This window comes from Planococcus sp. TJ-302, from assembly GCF_058268455.1.
Window position 1 is genome coordinate 676,491 of sequence record NZ_JBZDOI010000001.1, and the last position, 24,230, is coordinate 700,720.

General features: G+C 46.4%; 27 protein-coding genes. All 27 read right to left on the reverse strand.

The features are described from left to right. Positions 1-9: 9 nt before the first annotated feature. The 27 genes from AC4EHB_RS03485 to AC4EHB_RS03615 all read right to left on the reverse strand — a co-directional run bounded on the left by AC4EHB_RS03485 (position 10) and on the right by AC4EHB_RS03615 (position 24,186). Positions 10-1,263 (reverse strand): tetratricopeptide repeat protein, encoded by a 1,254-nt coding sequence (locus tag AC4EHB_RS03485; protein WP_490980674.1) that lies wholly within the window; start codon positions 1,261-1,263, stop codon positions 10-12. 86 nt (positions 1,264-1,349) lie between these two features. Then, positions 1,350-2,633, reverse strand: coding sequence for a 3-phosphoshikimate 1-carboxyvinyltransferase (gene aroA / locus AC4EHB_RS03490; RefSeq protein ID WP_490974207.1), 1,284 nt, complete (start codon positions 2,631-2,633; stop codon positions 1,350-1,352). A gap of 15 nt (positions 2,634-2,648) precedes the next feature. Further along, positions 2,649-3,737: a prephenate dehydrogenase gene (locus AC4EHB_RS03495; RefSeq protein ID WP_490980675.1), complete on the reverse strand. Its 1,089-nt coding sequence runs from the start codon at positions 3,735-3,737 to the stop codon at positions 2,649-2,651. Continuing rightward, positions 3,734-4,117 carry a chorismate mutase gene (aroH, locus tag AC4EHB_RS03500; RefSeq protein WP_490974209.1) on the reverse strand — a complete coding sequence of 128 codons (384 nt, stop codon included), beginning with the start codon at positions 4,115-4,117 and terminating at the stop codon, positions 3,734-3,736. The genes AC4EHB_RS03495 and aroH overlap by 4 nt, the downstream gene beginning before the upstream one ends. After that, positions 4,114-5,190, reverse strand: a complete 1,077-nt coding sequence (gene aroB / locus AC4EHB_RS03505; RefSeq protein ID WP_490980676.1) for a 3-dehydroquinate synthase — start codon at positions 5,188-5,190, stop codon at positions 4,114-4,116. The genes aroH and aroB overlap by 4 nt, the downstream gene beginning before the upstream one ends. 1 nt (position 5,191) lies before the next feature. Further along, positions 5,192-6,364 carry a chorismate synthase gene (gene aroC, locus AC4EHB_RS03510; protein WP_490980677.1) on the reverse strand — a complete coding sequence of 391 codons (1,173 nt, stop codon included), beginning with the start codon at positions 6,362-6,364 and terminating at the stop codon, positions 5,192-5,194. A gap of 661 nt (positions 6,365-7,025) precedes the next feature. Next, positions 7,026-7,472, reverse strand: a complete 447-nt coding sequence (gene ndk, locus AC4EHB_RS03515; protein WP_135500802.1) for a nucleoside-diphosphate kinase — start codon at positions 7,470-7,472, stop codon at positions 7,026-7,028. 85 nt (positions 7,473-7,557) lie between these two features. Continuing rightward, entirely contained in the window at positions 7,558-8,532 is a 975-nt protein-coding gene (gene hepT, locus AC4EHB_RS03520) for a heptaprenyl diphosphate synthase component II (RefSeq protein WP_490974212.1), read from the reverse strand. Positions 8,533-8,554: 22 nt separating this feature from the next. Further along, the gene (locus AC4EHB_RS03525) at positions 8,555-9,250 is read right to left on the reverse strand and encodes a demethylmenaquinone methyltransferase (protein ID WP_490974213.1); all 696 of its coding nucleotides are present in this window, start codon (positions 9,248-9,250) and stop codon (positions 8,555-8,557) included. Positions 9,251-9,255: 5 nt separating this feature from the next. Next, complete coding sequence (locus AC4EHB_RS03530) at positions 9,256-10,032, reverse strand: heptaprenyl diphosphate synthase component 1 (RefSeq protein ID WP_490980678.1); 777 nt, start codon at positions 10,030-10,032, stop codon at positions 9,256-9,258. Positions 10,033-10,113: 81 nt separating this feature from the next. Continuing rightward, the gene (gene mtrB / locus AC4EHB_RS03535) at positions 10,114-10,335 is read right to left on the reverse strand and encodes a trp RNA-binding attenuation protein MtrB (RefSeq protein WP_490974215.1); all 222 of its coding nucleotides are present in this window, start codon (positions 10,333-10,335) and stop codon (positions 10,114-10,116) included. A 36-nt stretch (positions 10,336-10,371) separates the two neighbouring features. Next, positions 10,372-10,947 carry a GTP cyclohydrolase I FolE gene (folE, locus tag AC4EHB_RS03540; protein ID WP_490975610.1) on the reverse strand — a complete coding sequence of 192 codons (576 nt, stop codon included), beginning with the start codon at positions 10,945-10,947 and terminating at the stop codon, positions 10,372-10,374. A gap of 232 nt (positions 10,948-11,179) precedes the next feature. Further along, positions 11,180-11,452, reverse strand: a complete 273-nt coding sequence (locus tag AC4EHB_RS03545) for an HU family DNA-binding protein (protein ID WP_135500796.1) — start codon at positions 11,450-11,452, stop codon at positions 11,180-11,182. A gap of 184 nt (positions 11,453-11,636) precedes the next feature. Next, positions 11,637-12,347, reverse strand: coding sequence for a YphF family lipoprotein (locus AC4EHB_RS03550; protein ID WP_490980679.1), 711 nt, complete (start codon positions 12,345-12,347; stop codon positions 11,637-11,639). A gap of 10 nt (positions 12,348-12,357) precedes the next feature. Continuing rightward, on the reverse strand, positions 12,358-12,561 hold the full coding sequence (locus AC4EHB_RS03555) for a DUF2768 domain-containing protein (protein WP_135500794.1): 204 nt from the start codon (positions 12,559-12,561) through the stop codon (positions 12,358-12,360). Positions 12,562-12,648: 87 nt separating this feature from the next. Next, positions 12,649-13,668 carry an NAD(P)H-dependent glycerol-3-phosphate dehydrogenase gene (locus tag AC4EHB_RS03560; protein ID WP_490974218.1) on the reverse strand — a complete coding sequence of 340 codons (1,020 nt, stop codon included), beginning with the start codon at positions 13,666-13,668 and terminating at the stop codon, positions 12,649-12,651. Between the two features lie 22 nt (positions 13,669-13,690). After that, positions 13,691-15,001 carry a ribosome biogenesis GTPase Der gene (der, locus tag AC4EHB_RS03565; RefSeq protein ID WP_490974219.1) on the reverse strand — a complete coding sequence of 437 codons (1,311 nt, stop codon included), beginning with the start codon at positions 14,999-15,001 and terminating at the stop codon, positions 13,691-13,693. A 93-nt stretch (positions 15,002-15,094) separates the two neighbouring features. Next, the gene (fni, locus tag AC4EHB_RS03570) at positions 15,095-16,129 is read right to left on the reverse strand and encodes a type 2 isopentenyl-diphosphate Delta-isomerase (protein ID WP_490980680.1); all 1,035 of its coding nucleotides are present in this window, start codon (positions 16,127-16,129) and stop codon (positions 15,095-15,097) included. 22 nt (positions 16,130-16,151) lie between these two features. Continuing rightward, complete coding sequence (gene rpsA, locus AC4EHB_RS03575) at positions 16,152-17,297, reverse strand: 30S ribosomal protein S1 (RefSeq protein WP_490974221.1); 1,146 nt, start codon at positions 17,295-17,297, stop codon at positions 16,152-16,154. Between the two features lie 75 nt (positions 17,298-17,372). After that, positions 17,373-17,957 carry a lysophospholipid acyltransferase family protein gene (locus AC4EHB_RS03580; RefSeq protein ID WP_490980681.1) on the reverse strand — a complete coding sequence of 195 codons (585 nt, stop codon included), beginning with the start codon at positions 17,955-17,957 and terminating at the stop codon, positions 17,373-17,375. 1 nt (position 17,958) lies between these two features. Then, on the reverse strand, positions 17,959-18,633 hold the full coding sequence (gene cmk, locus AC4EHB_RS03585) for a (d)CMP kinase (protein ID WP_490974223.1): 675 nt from the start codon (positions 18,631-18,633) through the stop codon (positions 17,959-17,961). 407 nt (positions 18,634-19,040) lie between these two features. Continuing rightward, on the reverse strand, positions 19,041-19,721 hold the full coding sequence (prsW, locus tag AC4EHB_RS03590) for a glutamic-type intramembrane protease PrsW (RefSeq protein ID WP_490974224.1): 681 nt from the start codon (positions 19,719-19,721) through the stop codon (positions 19,041-19,043). Between the two features lie 80 nt (positions 19,722-19,801). Then, positions 19,802-20,770, reverse strand: a complete 969-nt coding sequence (locus AC4EHB_RS03595; protein WP_490980682.1) for an asparaginase — start codon at positions 20,768-20,770, stop codon at positions 19,802-19,804. Positions 20,771-20,856: 86 nt separating this feature from the next. Beyond that, positions 20,857-21,825, reverse strand: coding sequence for a YpdA family putative bacillithiol disulfide reductase (locus tag AC4EHB_RS03600; protein WP_490974226.1), 969 nt, complete (start codon positions 21,823-21,825; stop codon positions 20,857-20,859). A gap of 71 nt (positions 21,826-21,896) precedes the next feature. After that, positions 21,897-22,655 (reverse strand): metallophosphoesterase, encoded by a 759-nt coding sequence (locus AC4EHB_RS03605; protein WP_490980683.1) that lies wholly within the window; start codon positions 22,653-22,655, stop codon positions 21,897-21,899. A 77-nt stretch (positions 22,656-22,732) separates the two neighbouring features. After that, complete coding sequence (locus tag AC4EHB_RS03610) at positions 22,733-23,362, reverse strand: CBS domain-containing protein (protein ID WP_490974228.1); 630 nt, start codon at positions 23,360-23,362, stop codon at positions 22,733-22,735. 71 nt (positions 23,363-23,433) lie between these two features. Further along, positions 23,434-24,186, reverse strand: a complete 753-nt coding sequence (locus AC4EHB_RS03615) for a LysM peptidoglycan-binding domain-containing protein (RefSeq protein ID WP_490980684.1) — start codon at positions 24,184-24,186, stop codon at positions 23,434-23,436. Positions 24,187-24,230: the final 44 nt, after the last annotated feature.

Sequence of the window (24,230 nt, forward strand, 5' to 3'; positions counted from 1 at the left end):
TTCCCCCTTTCACTCAAATGACTGTTGCCAATCAAACCAATCCGGGTTTTCAGGTTCCAAAACTTGAAGTTCCTTTATAATTTCGAGGGCTTTGCCTCTTTTTCCTTCCTCGATTAAAAAGCGTGCGTATTTTTCAAGGAAATTCGGATCTTCGCGGAATGAAGGGTACGCCTTTTCATAATAAACAGCTGCCTGCTCAAAATTTTCGGTGCGTTCGTATGATTCGGCAAGCATTGGGTAAAGCCCTGCCCAGTCATCTTCATTGGCGATGACGGTTTCAGCCAATTCAACGACTTCATCATCCATTTCTTCTGCGTGGAAATAAGACACGAGCGTATAGATGGCTTCCATGTATTCCGGATCAAGCGCAACCGCCTGCCTTAGCTGGTCGACGCCTTCCACTGTTTTCCCAAGTTTCAACGCCAGCTTGCCTGAAAACAAATAAAGCTCTTTATCGAACTCGTCGCGCGAGATGCCTTGTTGAATCGAGCTGTACGCCCCTTCGTAATCTTCTGCCATGTTCAAGCTTTGTGCGCGCAATAAGTATGCGGAAAAATAATCCGGATCCAATTCAATCAGCTCATCGAGCCTTTTGACGGCCATTTCATATTGTTTCGTCTGGAAGGCAGCAAATGCGGCTCCGAACAGCACATCCGGCTGCACTTGGTCGGCCAGCACCGCTTCGTAATGGGGCAGAGCTTCTTCATAAGCAGCACCAGCGCTGTAGACTTCAGCCAGCCTTTCTGACAAATTGACGCCTTCTATTTGAACGTTGTCACGCTGCAGATCTTGGTAAATCTTTGCCGATTCCAAATAACGTCCCGAGTCTAAAAGGAGCTCCGCTTTCGCTTGCAGCAGCAGCGGTTCATCCGGAAGTAGCTCGATCGCTTCATTGAGCCTGTTTTCTGCGGCTTCAAGAAGGCCTTGCAATTGGAAAAGATCGGCTAGAGTGACCAGCACTTGCGGATAAAGCTCGTCTTCTTTCGCAATTTCCATAAGCGTATTTAGCGCTTCATCTTCGCGGTCCACTTCCATCAGCATGTTCGCGCGGTCCACTTTCAATTGCGATTCCTCTGGAAAAACGTATTCTAAATGTTCGAGCACTTTGATCGCTTCTTCTACGTAGCCGATTTCTGCGAGCCATTCTGATAGATCATATTGCTCATCCGGATCGCCTTTCAGCAAATACGCTTCGAGAAGCGTATTGACGGCATCTGGATCGCCCATTTCCACCGCTTTTTGTATCTCTTCTATACTTGCCATCCTATCACCTATTCCCTTGAGTTTCATACTTCCATCCTACACGAAAGTGTGTTCGAATGATAATGAAAAACTCCCCCGAAGGAGAGTTAATCGATCAACGAATTCATCTGTTCGACAAAATTAGGAAACGACACGGAAATGCAATCCGGATCATCGATTTCCACCGGACCATCCGCTATTAAAGAAGCAACAGCCGCCATCATTCCCAGTCGGTGGTCACCGTATGTCACCATGGAAGCACCGTGCAGTGGCGTTGGACCATTGATGACCATGCCATCTTCTGTGGCGGTGATATCCGCTCCCATTTTCGACAGCTCGGCTACAACCGCTGCGATGCGGTCTGTCTCTTTGACCCGCAGCTCTTCAGCATCTTTAATTACCGTCGTGCCTACCGCCTGCGTCGCCACCAACGCAATCAATGGAATTTCATCGATCAATCTCGGAATTAAGCTTCCGCCGATTTCAATCCCTTTTAAAGATGAAGAACGGATTGTCAAATCAGCTGGCCGTTCGCCGCTTTCTTCAAGGAGCCGAATGCTATAATCAGCACCCATTTGTTCAATAACGTCCAGTATTCCTGTCCGAGTCGGATTGCAGCCAACGTTCGTCAGCACCACTTCACTGCCCTCCGTGACCAAAGCTGCGCCAATCATGAAAGCGGCAGAAGAAATGTCACCCGGAACTTTGACATGGGCAGCGGCCAAGGTTTGCCCGCCTTTGAGCGAGATCTTGTTATCTTCGCGAGTTAGTTCCGCACCGAAATGCTCAAGCATGATTTCGGTATGGTCCCGTGTAGCCACCGGTTCCGTTATTGTGGTTATGCCATCCGCTTTCAGTGCAGCCAGTAAAATCGCAGACTTCACCTGAGCGCTCGCAACCGGAAGGGTATAATCGATTGCACGAAGCTGTGTGCCTTGGACCGCTAATGGAGTGAATTGGCCATTGGCACGCCCTCTGATATCCGCACCCATCAAGCGCAGCGGATCGATGATGCGGCGCATTGGGCGCTTGGCGATGGACTCATCCCCGGCAAGCACAGAGTGGAACTCCGTGCCGGCAAGAAGACCTAGCATAAGCCGTGTCGTCGTGCCGGAATTTCCGGTATCCAATACTTCTGTAGGCTCCTTCCAATTCCTTTCTCCCTCGCTTTTGATGGTGACCTTGTCGCCAGCAAGTTCGATATCAACCCCGAGTTTGCGGAAGCAGCTGATGGTGCTCAAGCAATCGTCTCCGAGCAGGAATCCTTCCACTGTCGTCGTGCCTGCAGCCATAGCGCCGAACATGATGGAACGGTGGGAAATGGATTTATCTCCAGGAACCTGGATCGTGCCTTTTAAAGCGGGGGTTGAATAAGTTAAGGATAACGTCATTATGGAGCCTCTCCTTTAAGAAATATACGTATCGTATGCAGTTCTCTTGCTGATGCAGTCTTTTGCCCGTTCACGGTCTTCAGGTGTCTGAAAGCTGATGACGAGAATACCGAAAACATCTTCACGGGTTTCAAGAATCCTTAAATTAACGATGGAAATCTGTTCTTCAGCCAAATAACCTGTCAATTCGGAAATGACCCCTGGAACATCCGGGATGTCGACATATAAATCGTAGACGCTGAATAATGCGCCATGCCCGGCAATCGGCAATTCATCGCGGACAGTTTTCGCCTGTTGAAAATATTGCTCAATCGATTCGGGTTTATTGTCTAGCAGCAGGTTGCGCAACCCTTCCATCTCTGCCATCCAATTCGTTAATTGGTGGACGATCATGAGATTGTTCTGGGTGGTAATATCACGCCACATTTCCGGATTGGAAGATGCGATGCGGGTTATGTCACGGAAACCTCCCGCCGCCAATTGCCTCGCAAACGGATAATCCTCTTCTTTCGCCAATTGGTGCACAAGTGACGCAGCGATAAGATGCGGGAAATGGCTGACGATCGCCGTCATATAATCGTGTTCGTCCGCTGGAAGCACTTCGATATTCGCTTTGGTGACAGACAGCAGCTCTTCAAGAAACGCCACTTGGTCCTTGCTGACGCCTTCTGCGGGCGTCAAAATATAAAACGCATTTTCAAACAGCATGTCTTTGGCAGCTTCAACGCCGCTTTTATGGGAACCGGCCATTGGATGGCCGCCGATAAACGCGTGGTTTAGCGTAGCAGCAGCCTCCATAATCTGGGCTTTTGTGCTGCCGGTATCCGTTAAAATGACGTCTTTTTTCAAATCCCAAAACTTGCTTTGTTCCATTAACCGTAAAGTAGCGCCGACCGGAGTCGCAAAGACAATGACATCCGCTTCCGACGCTGCTTTTTCAAGAGACGGCGGACAACTGTTAATGATGCCCATTTTAAATGCTTTTCTTGCCGTCAACGGATCTGCGTCATATCCCGCAACGTGTACCTCGGAATCGCGCTGCAGCGCTTTCGCTAAAGAACCACCGATCAAGCCAAGGCCGATAATCAGGACATTTGCCTTCATAGCGAAGAAGCCTCTTTGGCTTTAATCAGATCCGGACGCAATTTCACTGCTTCATTTAAGTAAATGTGCTGGATCTCTTGTTGTGGAATCGACGTATTAACGTGCATCATGACTCGGATGCATAAAGGCATGCTGCCGGGCACATCCATTTCATGGGTGCACATAACTGGAACATACGTCCAATTTTCGATGGTACGAACCGCTTTCGCCGGGAATGCTGAAGAAATGTCCGTAGTCGTCGAAATAATCACCGACGCAACATCATCAGGGACAATCTTATTCTCTTTTACCATTTCCAAAATCAAAGTACGGGTTTCTTTTAAAATTTCTTCTGGCTGGTCTGCAGAAACTGTGATGGCTCCTCTTACTCCACGTATCATTCAAGCACCTCATTTATTTTCGAGCGCAATTCCTCGTAATCGGATTCCGCACGCTTTTCATCAATCGTTTCCATATAAGGGATTCCGGTTTCTTTCAGCAAAACGAAGCTCAAAGTGCCACCGGAAGATTTTTTATCTTTTTTCATGTAGCCCAGAACATCTTTGAACGCGATGCTCGTCAGCCTTTCAAGCGGATAGTCGTTCGATTTGCACCATAAAAGGAAATCCATCAGCCGCGGATGGCCAGACAGCTGCAAAGCATATGCCATGCCAAGTGCTACCGCCTCCCCGTGCGTAATGCGGCCGTAGCCGAGATGTGCTTCAATGGCGTGCGCCAAGGTATGGCCGAAATTCAAATACTTGCGAACGCCGCTTTCGTATTCATCTTCTTCGACGATTGCCGCTTTCACTGCAATTCCCCGTTCCAAATGAAGCATCATTTTTTCATCTGATATTGTGTCCAGAGACTTTATTTTCAACATTTCGTCCAGCCAATTTTCGTTTGAAATAAAAGCGTGCTTGATGACTTCCGCCATACCGGAGCGAACTTCCTTCGCCGGCAATGTATGGAGCAGCTGAATATCGTAAAGCACTGCTGCAGGCTGATAGAAAGTCCCAATCATATTTTTGCCAGCCGGATGGTTGATCGCTGTCTTCCCGCCAACTGCACTGTCATGCGCCAAAATCGTCGTCGGGACCTGAATGTAAGGGATGCCCCGCATAAATGTGGAAGCGACAAATCCTGCGACGTCCCCTACCGCTCCTCCCCCGAAAGCCAATATGAGCGATTTTCGCGAGAACCCTTCAGCCAGCAGGAAACTATGGCAATCCATGAAGACGCCAATCGATTTCGCTCCTTCGCCTGAAGGAATCTTGAAGACGCGCACTTGGAAAGGATCCAAAAAAGAAAGCAAATAGTCAAGGTGAAGCGAAGCGACATTTTCGTCAGCGATGACGGCAATAGCATCCGCAGATTCCAGCAATTCGCGGTACTCTGTGGAAAATAATTTCAAAATGCCTCTTCCAATATGGACATCATAAGGTTTTCCAGCTTCAACTCGCAGTGATTTCATTTTAGAACTCCTTCGTGTATTTTAAGTAACTCTGCAGATTTTCTTTTAAGCGCGGCATTTGGTCCGCATCAAATTGCTCTAATAACGCATTCGCAGCTTCCCACGCAATGACGTGCTCGGCAACAATCGACGCCGCCGGTACAGCACAGCTGTCAGAACGTTCGATGCTCGCTTGGAAAGCTTCTTTCGTATCAATATCAACGCTTTGCAGCGGTTTATAAAGTGTCGGAATCGGCTTCATCACACCGCGCACGACAATCGGCATTCCCGTTGTCATGCCGCCTTCAAAGCCGCCCAAATTATTCGTGCTGCGGGTATAGCCCTGCTGCTCGTTCCACAAAATTTCATCATGTACCTTGCTGCCAGGCAGCCTCGCCATTTCAAAACCTAATCCGAACTCAACGCCTTTGAACGCGTTGATGCTCATCATGGCAGCCGCCATTTTACCGTCAAGTTTGCGGTCATAATGCACATAGCTGCCGATTCCAGCAGGCATGCCTTCCACAATCACTTCCACAGTGCCGCCGATCGAATCACCGTTCTTTTTTGTTTCATCGATCAGGTCGGTCATTTGTTGTGTAACGGATGGATCAGCGCAATACACCGCATCCACTTCGACCAATCCGCGGATTTCAGCAGCGCTCTTGCCTTGGTAGCTTTGCGGGTCGACTTTAATGCCGCCGATTTCCGTAACGTGGGAGACTATTTCAACACCCAACTCCGCCAGCAATTGCTTCGCTACTGCCCCAACTGCTACCCGGACTGTCGTTTCACGTGCAGATGACCGTTCAAGAACATTGCGCAAATCGCGATGGCCATATTTCATACCGCCGTTAAGATCCGCATGCCCAGGACGTGGACGCGTCAATTGGCGTTTCACTTCGTCATCTTCTTCATTAGGGCCAATGCCCATGATATTCGTCCAATGCTTCCAGTCATCGTTTTTAACAACCAATGTGACTGGTGAGCCAAGAGTCTTGCCATGCCGAACGCCGGAGACGATCTCCACTGTATCTTTCTCGATTTGCATTCTTCTGCCGCGACCATGTCCGCCTTGGCGGCGTTTCAACTCTTTATTGATCATTTCCGCCGTTAAAGGCAATTGTGCCGGCAGACCTTCTATTATTGCTGTCAATTGTGGACCGTGTGATTCTCCTGCAGTTAAATAACGCATGGCACTTTCTCCCTTCAACGCACTAAAGTATTTAAATAACACTATAACATATAGTATTTCAACAATTCTATCCTAAATTCCGATAATGTGAAACTTCAATTAATTACAAAATCCGAAAAATCCCTTATTTTAAAATAGCATTAGAGGGTATATTTCCTTTTTTTAGTTGATATGCAAAAACCCATCCAGAGACTTGGATGGGTTTTTGTCTTTATGGAGAGTGTTTTGCAACTTCTCATTTCGCTTCAGGTGGACGCTTTCGCGGGCACTACCTCAGCCGCTTCACTCACTGCGTTCGCTCCAGGGTCTTCGCCACGTGTCGCTCTGTCGCTTTGCTCCATCACTGCTTCCGCAGGAGTCGCCACCCTCCGCTTCATTCAAAGGTATTTCTTGATAGCAAATCATATCTTTTATCGAACAACTAGCTATTTAGGACTCTGTACTTTCTAGACAACCTCAAGATATGGAGCAAAACAGCGGAGACGACTGCGGGAAAGCGAGACAGCCGAGACCCGGAAGCACGCGACAGCGGGCTGAGGAGGCTTGGCGCTCGCCCGCGGCAAGCGCAGCTATTTTGCGGAATATCGATGAAAGAACATACACTGCTCTCACAGATTTCCAGGCAAAATAAAAAAGCAGCGAGGCTGCTTTTTTAGCGGGATTAGTTTACCCAGTTGTTGATCGTTTTTTCGTATGATACCAATTCTTCTTCTTTGAAGAACAAGCCGATTTCACGAACAGCGCTTTCAGCTGAATCAGAACCGTGGATCATATTTTTGCCGACAGTGACTGCGAAGTCGCCGCGGATAGTTCCTGGAGCTGCGTCTTTAGGGTTAGTAGCGCCCATCATTTGACGTGCAGTCAAAATAACGTTTTCGCCTTCCCATACCATTGCGAAAACTGGTCCAGAAGTAATGAAGTCAACCAATTCTCCGAAGAATGGGCGTTCCTTGTGCTCGCCGTAATGCTCTTCAGCTAATTCAGTTGGGATTTGCATCAATTTAGCACCTGCTAAGTGATATCCTTTTTTCTCAAAACGTGCAACGATTTCACCGATTACATTGCGTTGTACGCCGTCAGGTTTAACCATCAAGAAAGTTTTTTCCATTATGAACACTCCTCTGTATAAAGCTCGGGCTTTATGCCCACCTTAAAAAATACTATCAGTTTGATGCTATTTGTCAACTGCCATCTTAAAAATTTCTCTTGCCGATGAAAAACGCAATTTTGCGCATCGTCTTTGAGGCTTGGCCTTTTGGCAGATGATCCAGTTCAGCCAAAGCTTTGTTCAAGTACTTTTCGCTGACTTTTTTTGCGTCATCGATAGCCGAGCTATCCCGGATCACTTTGACGACATGGAGCCTCTCGGCATCCGTCAGTTCTTTTTGTAGGCTGTCTTTCAATAATTGATAGATTTCCGGATTGTTGCGCGCATACAAAATCGGCAATGTGATATTGCCTTGGATAAAATCGCTGCCAGCAGGCTTGCCGAGCTCTTCGTCCGATGAGGTGAAATCCAGTATGTCATCGATGATCTGAAACGACATGCCGATGAAATACCCGAATCTCCGAAGATGCGCAATTGTTTTTTCATCCGCTTCGGCAACCATTGCCCCAAGCTCGCAGCTTGAAGAAATCAGCAAAGCGGTTTTTCTCTTGATGCGGCGCAAATAATCACGCAGGTTCTGGTCTAATTTATATTTATCTTCTATTTGAATAATTTCACCGCGGCACACTTCAATCATCGTCTGCGACAAAACTTGATGCAGCCTTGGCGAATCGATATCGGTGATGTATTCCAAGGCACGCCCCAGTATAAAATCTCCCGTATACATCGCAACACTGTTATTCCATTCCGCTTTGACCGTCAGCTGGCCTCTTCTCATTTCGGAATCGTCTATGACGTCATCATGGACCAGAGATGCCATGTGAATCAGTTCAAGCGGCACAGCAACTTGTTTCATGACATCAATATTGTATGTTCCGAATTTGCCCGCAAGCAAAACAAAAACAGGTCGGATCCTTTTACCTCCGGCCTGCAATAAATGAAGCGATGCATCGTTTAAAAGAGGAGACTCGGAATCCACTGCCTGTTCTAATTCTTTTTCAATTAAATCCAATTCCGGTTTAAGGTCAGAATAGAGCAATTTCATCTTCACCTTTTCCACTAAAAAACCTTCTCCCGCTATTTTACTTTTTTATGCCCATATGCAATGCCGCTGCACCGCCTGAATAAGGCTTGTATTTCACTTTTTCAAATCCGACTTTCACAAAGAGCGCCGCCAATTCTTTCATGCCAGGGAAATCTTTGGCAGATTCCTGCAGCCATGAATATTCTTTATAGCTTTTGGCGAACAATTTTCCGAATACCGGCATGATAAAGCGGAAATAAAACCGGAAAAACGGTTTGAATGCATTATTCGGCTGTGACGTTTCTAGGCACACGATCATTCCACCAGGCTTGAGAACGCGGTGCATTTCAGACAAGACTTGTTCATAATCCGGTACATTGCGCAGGCCGAAACCGATTGTCGCATAATCGAATGAGTTGTCCGGATATGGCAGCTCCATCGCATTGCCCTGAACCAACTCAACCTGCGGCATATCCTGCGTCTTATCAATGCCGACATTCAGCATGTTCTGGCTAAAATCGAGGCCAACTACTCTGCCTGCCACGCCTGTTGCTTCACCAAGCGCAATCGTCCAATCTGCTGTACCGCAGCACACATCGATAGCTGATGCGCCTTTCGGGACTTGCATTTTGTCCATCGTATCTTTGCGCCATTTATTGTGCTGCTGGAAACTGATGACAGAGTTCATCTGGTCATAGTTAACCGATATCTTTTCGAAAACTTCGTGGACTCGCTGTTCTTTCGTCTTTTGCATGTCAGTCATCCTTCTCGGGTCAGCTGCTCAGCTCTATGCTGGTGCGGGGTTATTTGATGGAGCATAAAATTTTTGAGTTCGTAACTAAAATTATGTGTGCCGATAGTCTGCAGAATTTCTTCATACAGCGCATCAAGTTTATCCAGAAGCCAGCGCTCGGTCTGCAGCGGATGCCGTAATGTCTCATTCATCATCTGTAAAGCCAGGCTTTGGCCGTCCTTCTGCAAACAGTCGAGTTCTGAGGTGTATCTATTATAGGTGAGCATCAAGGCCGCCAAATGAGAATATTCCTGGTACCCATAAAAATTATAAAACGAAAACAATAGTTCAGTTTCAATCTGCTTAACAGCTTCATCGATTTCGTCCATTGACCGTATTTCGCTAGTATAAAATGATGCTTTCTTCTCGCTCACTTTAATGATGGCTGTGGCAAGCCGTTGGATCATCGCTATATTATTGGTTTCGGCAAGCATCTTGTAATAGATTCCGCTATAGAAATCCCCTGCCAATACTGTCAATTGCTGTTTTTTGTTTGCCAATACATCGTCTTCCACTAAATCGTGGGCCTGCAAAGCCGCATAGACGATAGACACGGTTTTAGCAGCTCGTTCAATATCAGTGGACCACATTTTATTGTCAAAAAAAGGCAAAATCAAAAAAAACAACCTCGCCCGTTGAACTGATGGGCCGTCTGTGAATTTATCGAGTGTGCGTTGCTTAACAGCTTTCAGCACATCGGTTTCCACAAAAGTGATTTTTGAATGTATTTGTTGTTCATTCATACTGCTTGCTCCATTCATGGTTTAGCCATACCATACACCTATAGTATATCACAGGCACAGCCTCGCCTTCATACAATACGCCTACTTTTTCGCTTCGCTTTCGGTAAGGCCGTGCGCCGTTTGGATTTCCGCTTTGCCGCGGATTTTCATCGCAGATGTATGTTCAGTAAACTGGGCAATCATCACTTCGCCTTTATCAAGCTTTTCGGAATGGTGGAATTTCGTATCATTGCCTCGAGTTAAACCGATCACGTTTACGCCGTCTTCAAGCGCGCGGATTACAATGTATTCTGGTTGAGCCATGTTTTCACCCTCTTCCGGTAACTGATAGGCATTTTATCAAGCCATGTTGATATACGTGATAATTTCCGAACGTTTTACATCGTCTTTTTCAAAAATTCCGCGGGACACAGCTGTCACTGTTTTAGCGCCAGGTTTTTTAATGCCTCGCATCGTCATGCACATATGCTCCGCTTCAATCATCACATACACGCCATGAGGATTCAGCGACTCCATTAACGAGTCCGCAATGGTCGAAGTGATGCGCTCCTGCAGCTGGGGCCGTTTCGCTACTGAATCGACTGCTCTCGCTAATTTGCTGAGGCCAGTCACGACACCATCTCTTGGAATATAAGCGATATGGGCTTTCCCGAAGAACGGCACCAAATGATGTTCACACGTCGAATAAAACGGTATGTCTTTCACCAAAACCAATTCTTCATGGCCTTCATGGAAAACTGTTTTGAAATACTCTTTCGGATCTTCACGCAAACCGGAAAATACTTCAGCGTACATTTTCGCGACACGCTTCGGTGTATCAAGCAAGCCTTCACGCGTTGGATCTTCTCCAACCGCTTCAAGGATCATCGACACTGCCTTCTCTATTTTATCTAAGTCCACTTTATTAGAATTCATATCTATCACTATTCTTCCCCCCGTAAAAGACAAATCACTATTTGAAGCCGTTCAAGTTACACGCGATTAGCCCGGATATCGCCAAGCATAAACCGGCCCATTCCGAACGCTTCCGCTTTTCTCACAAATCGTAGCATATGTATGGTTTGTTGGCAAAATTGAAAACTTAAAAAAAGAATGACTTTTGCGGGAACGAATCTCGCAAAAGTCATTCTATGTACTGCAAAGAAGATTATTTCACTGCGTCTTTAAGTGCTTTACCTGGCTTAAATGCAGGAACTTTGCTTGCAGCGATTTCGATCTCAGCACCAGTTTGCGGGTTGCGACCTTTACGTGCTGCGCGTTCGCGTACTTCAAAGTTACCGAATCCGATCAATTGTACTTTGTCACCTTTAGTTAGAGCTTCTTGAATCGCTTCAAATGCAGCGTCAACTGCTTTTGCAGCATCTTTACGAGAAAGTTCAGCTGCTTCAGCAACAGAGTTCACTAATTCTGTCTTGTTCATGCTATTCACCTCCTCTCAAAGGGGATGCAATCGTTCAATCCTGTAAAAAGAGTATCATAACAAAAAATGCATAGCAACAACTAATAGCGCGGTTTTCCAATAAAACCAACAAATATTCAATTATTATCCTGTAAATTCAATAATTTTTAGGAAAACCGCGCTAAATCAGCAATTTCGCTCTAGTTCACTCTGTTTTAAAGACCGGTTCATTATTCTCGTCTACGGTATAAGGAAGAGAGTAAGCCGGTACTACCGGATTGTCCTCATATAGCAAAAATCGGATGTCCTGGCCTGCTTCAAGAGTGCCGTCATACTCCTGGATTGACGAGTACAGATCGATTGAATAGTCGACAAAGACATCCCCTTGGCCATTGACGACCAATGGCAGGTTTCTGCCGCTGTAGGGACTGACAACGAAGCGTTCTTCGTTAAAGCCCATCGCTTTATAATTCAGCTTATAGACATTGTCCGCCACGATTTCCGCGATTGGAGCACGGCCGCCATTCGCGCTTTTACGGACATTAATAGTGCGAATTTCTTCAGCTATACGCAAATCAACGAGTTTCACTGTCGGGTTTTCTTCAACATCCATAAGCACGTATTGAAAAATGCCGCCTGTTTCAAATGCATTTGGCGGAGTTTCAGCTAAGAAAGCCGGTACGATTTTAGCGAAATCGATCGGGTATTTGATGTATTGATCGACATCCATCTCCCGCGTTTTAATCGGCAAAAGACCGCCTTGCGCTCCCCTAAACTGATTTACCGCATTCTGCACCTGAATGACTTGCTCTTCGTAAGGAATCTGGTTTTCCGCCCGTTCGCTCTCTGGGAACATACAGCCCGATAGGAACATCACCGCTGCAGCCAGAATAGCGATTAATGATATTTTTTTCATTTTTCTCACCTCACGCGCCGCCTGTAGGGCCGCTGAATACGATGAACACCATTATAAAGAATCCAAGAATCAGCAGAATATAAGCGATTAACGCAAAAACGAATTTCACTATGCCATTTTGTAATTTATACCTACTTAAATAAATCATGCCCATTGAAATGATCAAAAAAGCAATTCCCGCAAACGAGACCCACATTTTGTCTAAAGAGCTCATAATAGACCGCCTTTCGTACTGTTTCAGACCATAGTATAGCACAAAAAAAGAAGAGGCAGAGTAACGCTGCTTCTTCTTTTGTGACAATTAAAGCAAGTTAATGAGATCTTCCATTTCGTTCTTTTTCATGCGTCCCATCAGCAATTCCACAGCATCTTTTGTAGACACGCCTTCAAACAGAACTGCGTACAAAGCGTCTGTAATCGGCATAGGCACATCGTAGGCCTCTGACAATTGATGGGCGGCTTTTGTCGTACGGATGCCTTCAACAACCATGCCCATTTCTTCAAGCACTTGATCGATCGTTTTGCCTTTGCCAAGCATGTTCCCTGCACGCCAGTTGCGTGAATGGGGGCTCGTGCATGTTACGATCAAATCGCCGACGCCTGTAAGACCGGAAAAGGTCAGCGGCGTAGCACCCATCTTGACGCCGAGACGGGCTATTTCAGCCAGTCCGCGCGTCATCAATGCCGCTTTTGCATTGTCGCCATACCCTAATCCATCGGTGATGCCGACTGCCAAAGCAATGATGTTTTTAAGCGCGCCGCCGATTTCCACTCCGATAATGTCGGTATTCGTGTAAACCCTGAAATAATGGTTCATGAACAGGTCCTGGACTTTTTCAGCAGATGCCGTATTTTCACTGGCTGCCGTGACAGTCGTCGGTTGTTCAAGCACCACTTCTTCTGCGTGGCTGGGTCCGGAAAGGACGACCACATCTTCAAGCCATTGTGACGGAACCTCTTCGCGGATCATTTCACTGATGCGCTTCAAGGAATCCGGTTCGATGCCTTTAGCAACATGGACAAATAAGGCTTGTTTATTCAGCTCCGCAGTGATAGCAGAACATACTTCCCTTACCGCTTTTGTCGGCACAGCGATGACAAAAGTCGCCGAATGGTTGACAACCGCTTTCAAATCACTTGTAGCCTTCAAGTTTTCAGGCAATTTGATGTTTTTAAGATATCGGTTGTTCGTATGCTGGTTGATTTCTTCCGCTTGTTCTGCGCGGTGTGTCCAAAGCAGGACATCGTGGCCATTCTGCGCTAACACATAGCTTAACGCCGTGCCCCAGCTGCCTGCTCCAAATACAGATATTTTTTCCATATCAGTAACCACCTTTTTCCAATTATGTCCGGGCGCGCGTAATCAACCGGAGCGGCGTTCCTTCAAAGTCAAAGCTCTCACGGATCCGGTTTTGCAGGAAACGCTCATAGCTGAAATGCATCAGTTCAGGCTCGTTGACAAAGACAACGAATGTCGGCGGCTTGATGGCCACTTGAGTAACATAATACAAGCGCAATCTGCGGCCTTTATCACTCGGCGCAGGGTTCATCGCAACTGCATCTTCGATGACTTCGTTCAGGATGCTGGACTGGATGCGTCTTGCATGGTTATCATTCACCCGGTTGACGATTTCGAGGATATTATGGACACGTTTACCGCTGATAGCAGATACGAACATAATCGGTGCATAATCCAGGAAAAGGAAATGTTCACGGATTTTCCGCGTCATTACGTTCATGGTTTTTTCATCTTTTTCGACAGCATCCCATTTGTTGACAATGATGATGACGCCTTTGCCCGCTTCATGGGCATAGCCTGCGATCTTTTTGTCCTGCTCCTGAATGCCTTCTTCGGCATTGAGCACAACTAAAACGACATCTGAGCGTTCAATCGCACGCAATGCACGCAGCACGCTGTATTTTTCTGTCGATTCATACACTTTACCTTTTTTGCGCATACCTGCCGTATCGATAATGACATACGGTTGGCCATCGTATTCGTATTGAGTATCGATCGCGTCACGGGTAGTTCCCGCAATTTCACTGACAATAACGCGTTCTTCTCCTAAAAATGAATTCACCAAAGAAGATTTGCCGACATTCGGGCGGCCAATCAATGAGAATTTGATAACATCGTCCGGGTATTCCTCTTGGTCGTCTTTCGGGAAGTTTTTCGCAACTTCATCCAAAAGATCCCCGATGCCCAAACCGTGTGAACCTGAAATCGGGTAAGGTTCGCCCATACCCAATTGATAAAAATCAAATACCATATGGCGCATATCCGGGTTATCGATTTTATTGACAGCCAGAATGACTGGCTTTTTCGTGCGGTATAAAATTTTCGCAACTTGTTCGTCCTGCGTCGTGACGCCATCACGGCCGTTTACTAGGAAAATGATGACATCCGCTTCGTCCATGGCAATTTCAGCCTGCTGGCGAATTTGTTCCAAGAAAGGCTCATCGCTTAAATCGATGCCTCCTGTATCAATAATGTTAAATTCATGAGTCAGCCAATCAGCTGAACTGTAGATGCGGTCACGTGTGACTCCTGGAATATCTTCCACGATGGATACACGTTCCCCGACCACGCGATTAAAAATCGTGGACTTGCCTACGTTCGGCCGGCCAACGATTGCTACTACCGGTTTTGCCATAATAAATTCATCCTTCCACTTCTGATATTCTTATTATACACGAAAAAGGCGATGGCATCTTGTAAATGTCCATCACCCTAAAAGGTGTAATTTTCAGTTATTGGTTCTATTGGCATACACTGCCGGGTCATAACCGCGCATGGCTAAATAATGGCTCAAACCACCGGACAGAATAGCGGGACAGCTTCTTAATCCAGCTGGCTCCGCCGCTCCTAGAGCGGTCATCATCATTCGCATGTCTTCCTGCAACAAGCCGATTTCTTCGATCAAGCCGATTTCTCCGCCCTCAATCGCTTTTTTAAGGAACGCCCCTGCAAGACCTACAGCATCCGCTCCCAGCACTAAAGCCTTAATGGCATCCTGTGCATGTTGGATGCCTCCGGAAGCAATCACCGTTTTTTGAAATACTTCTTTTACTTCAATAATTGAAACCGCGGTGGGAATGCCCCAATCCTGGAAATAGGAAAGTTTTCGTGCACGCCGTTCGTTTTCAATCGAAGCGAAGTTTGTTCCGCCGAAACCGCCCACATCAATTGCAGCGATTCCGGTACGCGCTAATTTTTCTGCCGCTTCCCGCGAAATGCCAAATCCGGTTTCTTTGACGACGACCGGTACATGCAAGCTTTCCGCAATAGCGGCGATGCGTTCAAGCGCTCCCTTGAAATCCCGGTCTCCTTCTGGCATGGTCAGCTCCTGGATAACATTCAAATGGATTTGAAGGGCGTTTGCCTCGATCATTTCCACTGCTTGCTGCGCCTGGCTGACACTGGCCTCGCTGCCTAAATTGCCCATGATAAAACCGTCGGGATTTTCTTTCCGCACAATTTCATAAGTCGTCCGTTCAGCGGGATCTTTCAGCGCGGCCATTTGAGAACCGACTGCCATCGCTAAACCCGTTTCCTTTGCGGCGCGGGCGAGCAAACCGTTTAACTTGGCCGTCTCCGAGCCGCCTCCGCCCGTCATGGCATTAATAAAAACAGGTGATTCCAATTTCAAATCACCTGTCCTGATATGAAGGCTGATATCTTCAACGCCAAGGGAAGGTAAAGCTTGATGGATTAAACGGACATCATCAAACATCGTTTCCCTGCCTTGGCCAGTCGACACCGCAAATCTTATATGATCCATTTTCCTATCGGCCCTGGACATTCTATTCGGATTTGAAACCTTTTAATTTGTCGCCAATAACATCCCGGATGGAAAAGCCGCTTGACTCTTCAGGCATTTCATAGTCGGTATACGATTGTTCAGCCTCTTTTTCCTGAAGCTCTTTAATGCTTAAAGATAAACGTTTATCAGCTTTGTTGACATCAAGCACTTTCACTTGGACTTCTTGCCCTTCGCTCAGCACTTCATGAGGCGTACCGATATGCTTATGCGCAATTTGGGAAATATGCACAAGACCTTCTACTCCAGGCAGCACTTCGACAAACGCGCCGTAGCTAACGAGTCGCTTCACTTTACCTGTGTGGACCGAACCTTTTGGCGCGTTTTCTTCAATCGCATCCCATGGCCCTGGAAGCGTATCTTTGATCGAAAGTGAAATGCGCTCGGAATCGCGGTCTACTGACAGTACTTTTACCGTCACTTCCTGGCCTTCTTTCACCACGTCGGATACTTTCTCCACATGCTCATGCGACAACTGAGAAATATGGACAAGTCCATCGACTCCGCCAATATCGACAAATGCGCCGAATGACGCAATGCGCTGGACTTTCCCTTTCAACACATCGCCTTGGTGAATGGTGTCCATAACTTCTTCTTTTTGTGATTCTTTTTCCATTTCAACTACAGCGCGATGGGAAAGAATCAAACGGTTGTTTTCCTTTTCCATTTCGACAATCTTGAACGCCAGTGTTTTGCCTTTATAATCTTCGAACGATTCGACGAAATAATCTTCTACTAGCGAAGCCGGCACAAAGCCGCGCACGCCAAGGTCCAGAACCAATCCACCCTTGACGACATCTTTCACTTCCGTCTCGATTATTTCACCAGTTTCAAACTTTTTCTCAAGCAAGTCCCATGCTTGTTCAGCATCCACTTTACGCTTTGATAATACAAAGTTCTCATCTTCGACTTTTGTAATAATCAAGTCGAGAACGTCACCTTCTTTAACTGAATCCGATGCTTTTTCGATGTGGAGGCTCGACAATTCGCTGATAGGGATGATCCCATCAAATGGCGCGCCATCAATTGTTACGGTTACTGCTTTTTCTTCGATCTTAAGAACTGTACCTTTTACGTGATCTCCCACTTGGAAGTCACGGTTTTCCGTCATGTTCATTTCCTCAGACATCAGTAGCCCTCCTTCACAAACTATACACATCTTATTTTATTCGAATTCTCTAATAAAAACAAAAATTATCACTTTTTATTTGCTGTTTTCATCCAAAAGCTTCTGGATGGATGCCATAATCACTTCAGTTACTTCCTCTGCCGTCGCTTTACGCTCTCTAAATGGCTCCATGGAAATCGGTTCACCGAACACTACTTTGACTTTGCGGAACGCTTTATACGGGCCAATGATGGCACACGGAACAACGTCTGCGTTGCCACGCAAGGCAAAGAATCCTGCCCCGCTCAGCCCTTTTTTCAAAACACCGTCAGTCGAACGCGTACCTTCCGGAAACAATCCGACCACTTCGCCGCTTTTGAGGATTTTAAGGGCTGTGCGCATTGCTTCCCTGTCGCTCATGCCCCTCTTCACTGGAAAAGCATTGACTTTTGGCAGCAGCCCGCCAAGGATTGGCAACTTGAATAATTCTTCTTTCGCCATAAAATGAACCGTTCTTGGAGCGGTCATCCCGACGACTGGTGGGTCGAGCGCATGGATATGGTTCGAGCAAAGAAGGATGCCGCCCTCTTTTGGGAAAGTTTCATGGCCCACCACTTCAAAGCGGTAAAGTGGAGTTAAGGCAGTTTTCACTAAGGTTTTGCCGAATGCGTATAAATTCACATTATGCCATCCTTTCTTTGGCCATCGTAAGAATTTCCTGGGCCGCTTCGCGTATTGTCAAATCGGTCGTGTCGATATAAATTGCATCCTCTGCCTGCTTAAGCGGAGATACTTCGCGCTCAGAATCCATTTTATCGCGTGCGGCGATTTCTTCTTGAAGCTCGGCTAAAGGAGTGTTGATGCCGCGCACCTGGTTATCTGCAAAGCGGCGCTGTGCCCGTTCCTCAACAGTCGCTGACATGAATACTTTTAATGCTGCGTTTGGCAGAACATCTGTCCCGATGTCGCGCCCGTCCATGACAACGCCTCTGCTTTCCGCAAGCTGGCGCTGCAGTTCGACCATGCGTTCGCGGACAAGTGCGTGTGCAGACATTTCCGATACCGCTTTTGTGACTTGCTGTGTGCGGATTGCTTCAGTTACTTCCTCGCCGTCCATGAACACCAACTGCCCGTTGTCAGAAGGCTCTAAGTCTATCTGTGTGCGAAGCAGCAACTCGCCCGCTTCTTCATTGCTGGCCATATTAATGCCTTCATTTATCGCTTTTAATGTGATGGCGCGGTACATTGCGCCCGTGTCGATATAAATATAGCCTAATTGCTCAGCCACTATTTTTGCTATGGTACTTTTACCAGCTGCTGCTGGGCCGTCGATTGCGATTTGTATTGGATTCGTCAAAAATGTCACCTCATCATATGTATTCAACATATTTTAACACAAGAAAAGCGCAAGCGGATGTTTAGATTCGAGGGGCAAGTTATAGCCCAAAGGCTACTGGGGCTATAACTTTGCGACGAAGCACGAAGTGCTGCAACGGTTTTTCATGTCCCGAAGCTAGCGCAGCGTTGCAGGGACAGGAGCAGCTTGTATTAAGTGTATTTAAGTAGCGCGTTCTGTGCCGCACAGCTGGCAGGGCTTGCGACTCGAGAATCTGTCCGCTGGAGTCTAGACATAATAAAAGCGCAAGCGGAAGTTTAGATTTTAGGGGCGCACTTTGCCGTAAAGATCGAAAAAAGATATCCCGGAAAGTCATCAGCTGTGACTTTCCGGGATATCTTTTTTCATTAGCATACACGCACAAGATTTTACGGATGCAGCGAAGTATTGTCATGGTAATGGCTTAAACTCATTTGATGGGCCTGTTTGACTTTGCGCAGGCCGAACCACCACAAAAAGATCATGAACGGAATTACGCCGTAAGACCAGGTAGTATTCAAATACAGGATGGCGTTGTAAGACAGGTGGAGAATCATTGAAGCGAATAAAGCTATCCCCAGCCATTTCCGGCCGCTTTTGCCCCTTGAGAACTTCGCTTTTCCAAGATAATAACCCATCACCACTCCAAATAAGGCGTGGCTGGAAACGGGCAGAAACGCTCTTAAGAAAGCTGTCTGCATGCCAAACTCAAACAGGTATAAGATATTTTCGACTGTTGCAAAGCCAAGTGAGACACTCGCTCCATAAAGAATCCCATCGTACGGATCTTCAAAATCGATATGCCGGTAAACAGCAATGATCAACACTAGCCATTTGAAAAATTCTTCGACGATACTCGGAAAAAAGACCTTTTGCGCAAACACCCTTGAGAAAACGCCTTCGACATCAAAGACGTATTGTATGAACAAAATAGGAAACGTCAGAACCGCTCCATAAATAAAGCATTGGAATAATAATTTAGACGGCTCCTCTGCAAATTCATCGCGCAAATAAAAGTAACTGAACAACGCCAGGCTCGGAGCAATCGCAACAGTTAATAGAATTATCATATGGATGCCCCTTTGCTGGATTTGCCCTTATTATACCATATTCAAATGGGAAATTTTAGATATTCTACAATAGATGGGTGTTAATTGGAAAAAGCATCAATAGCTACTTTTTCAGAAACCGAAAGCAACACGGCCAACTTAATCCGGGCTTTTTTACTGTCGTAATCACTGCCCAGCAGCACGCCTTTTTGCATCAAGTCATGCGCGCTTCCGAGGTAGCCGTAGCTTGGGTAGACACGCCCTTCTTCTGCACTCGTCGTCAATAGCACCACTACGCCTTTGGCCACTGCCTTTTCAATCGAATCCACCATATATGGAGAAACTTGCCCACGCCCTGCCGCTTCCAAGACAATCCCTTTCGCACCACCCCGCACCAGCAGATCGATGAGCAAGCCGTCTTGGCCGGAAAAGCATTTTACGATGTCAACGCGCGGAATAGCATTGCCCATTTTTTTAACTTCATGATCAATCGGCTTCTGGTAAACGCTGACCACATTATTGTCGATGATGCCCAAATAGCCATGCCCGAACGAATCGAAGCCTTGCAAGTTGCTTGAATGCACTTTTTTGACGTATTTGGCGGAATAAATCCGTTCATTAAAGACAACTACCGTTCCCACGCCGCGCAATGTGCGGTCGACGGAGACGTATACAGAGTTTCTTAAATTGGAATAGACATCTGTGCCTACATCGTCTGGAGAACGCTGAGATCCTGTGACGACAATTGTTCGATGGTCATCAATCGTCAAATCCAGAAAATAAGCCGTTTCTTCGAGCGTATCCGTGCCATGGGTGACAACGATTCCATCAACTGTTTCATCCGCCAGTTCCGTATCAATCGCTCTTTTCAGCACTTCCCATTCGTTGAAACCGATGTGCATGCTTGGAAGCTGAAAGACGTCAATGACGTTCACTTCTATTTCTTCCGGCAGCTGGCATAGCGCTGCAAGTTCTTTGCCGGAAATCGCACCTGATTTTAGCAGGCCTTTCGAAATTTCTTTGCTGGCGATCGTTCCGCCGGTGGTGAGTAAAGATACTTTCTTTTTCATGTACATCGCTCCTTATGGGGTCTATTTTACACGAATTTGCATACGGGAAGAAGCCGATTGCTAATAAAAACAAAAAGAAGATGCACTTATTGTGCACCCTCTTTTCCAGCAATGCTTTCGGCTATCTGGCCGCCATGGAAGCGGCCGTTTTCGATAAAGATCTCATTGGCGTTATTGCCTGCAGCAATGACACCTGCGATGTATAAACCTTCTACATCGGTCTCCATCGTCTCTTCATTGAAATTTGGCCTCCCAGATTCCGGATCGATGGAAATCCCCATCCTTTTCAAGAATTCGTGATCCGGGTGGTAGCCGATCATGGCAAAGACAAAATCATTTGTAATCCGTTCTTTTGTATCGTTAACAGTCAGCTCGACTTCGGTTTCCGTTATTTTATCGACAATTGAGTCAAACAGCATCGTGATTTCGCCTTTTCTGACCAAGCCGTCAAACTCCGGCAAGATCCAAGGCTTGATGCTTTTTGAATAGCTCGTGCCGTAATAGGACACAGTGACTCGGCTGCCGGCTTTATGCAATTCAAGCGCAGCATCGACTGCTGAATTTTTGCCGCCAATGACCAATACATCCTGATCGAAATAAGGATGGCCTTCTTTGAAATAATGCATGACTTTAGGCAAGTCTCCTCCTTCGACCGCCAGTTTGTTTGGATTGTCATAATATCCGGTAGCAGCGATGACATATTTGGCTGAATACGTTTCTTTTGACGTCGTGACGATGAATTGCCCATCTTTCTCCACTGATAGGACCGTTTCAAATGGCCGCACTTCAATACCGCTGCGTTTCACGACTTCACGGTAATAAACAAGCGCCTGGTTGCGCTTTGCTTTGCGGTCTTCTGTGATGAAGGGGACATCGCCGATTGACAGCTTTTCACTGGAGCTGAAAAAAGTCTGGTGTGTCGGATAATTGTAAATAGCGTTAACGATATTGCCTTTTTCAATAACGGTCGGATGCAGGCCGATCTTTTTCAAGTCGATGGCCGCTGCCAAACCGCAAGGGCCGCCTCCGATAATAATTACGTCTGTTTTTATCATTTAAATCTCTCCCGCTGTCTGTCTCTCTTTAAAGCATAATGGATTTTCTCAGCTGCCGCCACTTGAATGCGTCAGCTTTCCGCGAGCGGATACACCGTCAATAGATGGAACTCAGGTTCTGCCCCGAGACGCATCGGCAATTTAGTTGTGCCAAATCCATTACTGATCAGTTGGACGACACCATCTACAGCCTCGGTCCGCCCTGGCCGATAAATCCCGAGCTTTCCAAAACGGATTTGCCCGCCATGGGTATGTCCGGCCAAAGCGAAATCGACTTTATGCCGATTCCTTATCTTTTTGAACACAAATGGCGTATGGGAAATGAAAATGACCGTATCACTTTCCCGGACTTCTGAGAATGCTGCCTCAACCGAATTTTCTTTATAGGCGAAATAATCGATTCCCACCAGCCTTAAATGGCGCTGTCCGAATAACGAAACTGACTCGTCTTCAAGCACTTTGACATTGTATTTGGCAAAAAGCTGGCGGAGTTTGGTTTCATCCATTTCACGGTCGTTATTGCCCCACACAAAATAGACAGGAGCCTGCTGAGCCAGAATATGGAGATTTGCTTCCACCCGTTTCCACGGTACGCCACCTTCTGTAAAGTCACCCCCGATGACAATGATGTCCACGGGGAAGCGGAACATTGCTTCCGGCAAGATTCTCCTGTGCACATCAGAGATGAACATCATATCAAATGGCAGGAATGGTTTGGATGCTCGAAGCCCGATTGCTTGCCGCTGCAGATTTGTGGCGAAAGCATTCCGCACCATCTTAAGAGGCAGCGCAGCTCCAATCGCCAGCCCGCCAAAAATAAGCTTTTTCATATGAATCTTTTCCTTTCCATAAATAAAGAGGCATAAGCAGAGCGCTGCTTATGCCTCTTTATGGGTTATTTCCCAAATCAGTCTTCTGCGATATCCAATACCCGGAATCCTGATTTCTCAAGCTCTTTTACGAATTTTTCCACATTGTCTTTTTTCTTTATTTTTAAGACAATTCTACGCACAAGCTTGTCGGTTTCATCAAACGTCACAAGCGAGATGACGGATTCTTTGTATTTTTCGATGATATCTCCAAGGCGCCCGATACGGCCTTCAGATTCCACTGATGTGAACGTAATGCGCGTTCCTTCAGACTGCATGCCGAAAGCGCTTTGCAATTGGGTCATCACATCGTAACGAGTAACGATGCCCAGAAATTCATTTTTTTCAACAACTGCGATAATGGGGAAATCGTTAAGTTCGACAATCGCCTTTTCGAAAACGTCGTCAATTCCAAGATAAACGTCTTGGTTGACCATGACATCCCCAATTTTAGTGGATTTCACGAAATCTTCTTTGCTCAACCCCGATTGGAAAAACGCACGGTAGCTGTGGTACCAAGTGAAAATTCCTTTGAAATCATTGCCGTTGACTACTGGTAGCGCATCAATTGAATGCTTTTCCAATAATTCAAACCCTTTTTGGACTGAATCTTCCGGTTTCACTATAAAACACTTTTCTTTTTTCACCATTACACTTTTCACGAACATTCAATTCACCTCTGCCTTATACTTTTTTCACTCTTAATGTTTTTCGACATCCGAATAAACTTGTCCTGCATTTAAGGCAAAACTAATGTAGATCCGACTGTGATTTCATTTGAATTCAAGCCGTTTGCCGCTTTAATTTTTTCGACACCTGCGCTTGCTCCGGCGCCGCCATAAGTATTGACAGCAATGCGGTATAGAGTTTCACCCGACTGAACGGTGTGTGTTTTCGATGCAGCGACAGGTGCAGCTGGTGCTTCTTGTTTTTTCTGTTCTGCCGCCGCTTGCTCTTTCTGTCTTTCTGCTTCTGCGCGCTGACGTTCTTTTTCGGCTTCCGCTTGAGCTGCTTCTTTTTGGGCCTGCTCTTTTTGCGCTTGCTCTTTGGCAGCTGCAGTTTTCTCAGCTTCCTGCTGCGCTAGTTTATCAGCGGCTTCTTTTTCTGCCGCTTCTTTTGCTTCCTCCGCAGCCTTGGCTTCCTCCGCAGCCTTGGCTTCCTCTGCAGCAGCCGATTCTTCTGAATCCTCTTTATCCGTCACCACTGGAACAAGCGGCGCATCAGGAACCGGGGATTCCAAGCTCACTTCATCACTCGATGGATTTGCCGTCAACGTATCATTAGGTTCATAGTAAAAAGCGACATAAATCAGTATGCTAACAGGAATTAATATGAAAAGGAAGAATAACGTCGTCAATAAAACACTTTTCGTTTTTTTAGGCTTTTCTTTAACCGTTTTGCGCTGCGCTATTCTAGAAGCGGCTGCATTGCCTAGGACACTGACTTCCTGGCGGTCTTTTTCAATGGCGTCACGATAATTTTGTTTTCCCATAATTGACTGCTCCTATCCTATTCTGATAACTCTATTATGCCGAA

Bases quoted from the DNA above. Each gene is read 5' to 3' on its own strand.
- AC4EHB_RS03485 (WP_490980674.1), bottom strand. From the start codon at position 1,263: ATGGCAAGTATAGAAGAGATACAAAAAGCGGTGGAAATGGGCGATCCA.
- aroA (WP_490974207.1), bottom strand. From the start codon at position 2,633: ATGACGTTATCCTTAACTTATTCAACCCCCGCTTTAAAAGGCACGATC.
- AC4EHB_RS03495 (WP_490980675.1), bottom strand. From the start codon at position 3,737: ATGAAGGCAAATGTCCTGATTATCGGCCTTGGCTTGATCGGTGGTTCT.
- aroH (WP_490974209.1), bottom strand. From the start codon at position 4,117: ATGATACGTGGAGTAAGAGGAGCCATCACAGTTTCTGCAGACCAGCCA.
- aroB (WP_490980676.1), bottom strand. From the start codon at position 5,190: ATGAAATCACTGCGAGTTGAAGCTGGAAAACCTTATGATGTCCATATT.
- aroC (WP_490980677.1), bottom strand. From the start codon at position 6,364: ATGCGTTATTTAACTGCAGGAGAATCACACGGTCCACAATTGACAGCA.
- ndk (WP_135500802.1), bottom strand. From the start codon at position 7,472: ATGGAAAAAACTTTCTTGATGGTTAAACCTGACGGCGTACAACGCAAT.
- AC4EHB_RS03525 (WP_490974213.1), bottom strand. From the start codon at position 9,250: ATGCAAAAGACGAAAGAACAGCGAGTCCACGAAGTTTTCGAAAAGATA.
- AC4EHB_RS03530 (WP_490980678.1), bottom strand. From the start codon at position 10,032: ATGAATGAACAACAAATACATTCAAAAATCACTTTTGTGGAAACCGAT.
- mtrB (WP_490974215.1), bottom strand. From the start codon at position 10,335: ATGGCTCAACCAGAATACATTGTAATCCGCGCGCTTGAAGACGGCGTA.
- folE (WP_490975610.1), bottom strand. From the start codon at position 10,947: ATGAATTCTAATAAAGTGGACTTAGATAAAATAGAGAAGGCAGTGTCG.
- AC4EHB_RS03545 (WP_135500796.1), bottom strand. From the start codon at position 11,452: ATGAACAAGACAGAATTAGTGAACTCTGTTGCTGAAGCAGCTGAACTT.
- AC4EHB_RS03550 (WP_490980679.1), bottom strand. From the start codon at position 12,347: ATGAAAAAAATATCATTAATCGCTATTCTGGCTGCAGCGGTGATGTTC.
- AC4EHB_RS03555 (WP_135500794.1), bottom strand. From the start codon at position 12,561: ATGAGCTCTTTAGACAAAATGTGGGTCTCGTTTGCGGGAATTGCTTTT.
- AC4EHB_RS03560 (WP_490974218.1), bottom strand. From the start codon at position 13,668: ATGGAAAAAATATCTGTATTTGGAGCAGGCAGCTGGGGCACGGCGTTA.
- der (WP_490974219.1), bottom strand. From the start codon at position 15,001: ATGGCAAAACCGGTAGTAGCAATCGTTGGCCGGCCGAACGTAGGCAAG.
- fni (WP_490980680.1), bottom strand. From the start codon at position 16,129: ATGGATCATATAAGATTTGCGGTGTCGACTGGCCAAGGCAGGGAAACG.
- rpsA (WP_490974221.1), bottom strand. From the start codon at position 17,297: ATGTCTGAGGAAATGAACATGACGGAAAACCGTGACTTCCAAGTGGGA.
- prsW (WP_490974224.1), bottom strand. From the start codon at position 19,721: ATGATAATTCTATTAACTGTTGCGATTGCTCCGAGCCTGGCGTTGTTC.
- AC4EHB_RS03595 (WP_490980682.1), bottom strand. From the start codon at position 20,770: ATGAAAAAGAAAGTATCTTTACTCACCACCGGCGGAACGATCGCCAGC.
- AC4EHB_RS03600 (WP_490974226.1), bottom strand. From the start codon at position 21,825: ATGATAAAAACAGACGTAATTATTATCGGAGGCGGCCCTTGCGGTTTG.
- AC4EHB_RS03605 (WP_490980683.1), bottom strand. From the start codon at position 22,655: ATGAAAAAGCTTATTTTTGGCGGGCTGGCGATTGGAGCTGCGCTGCCT.
- AC4EHB_RS03610 (WP_490974228.1), bottom strand. From the start codon at position 23,362: ATGTTCGTGAAAAGTGTAATGGTGAAAAAAGAAAAGTGTTTTATAGTG.
- AC4EHB_RS03615 (WP_490980684.1), bottom strand. From the start codon at position 24,186: ATGGGAAAACAAAATTATCGTGACGCCATTGAAAAAGACCGCCAGGAA.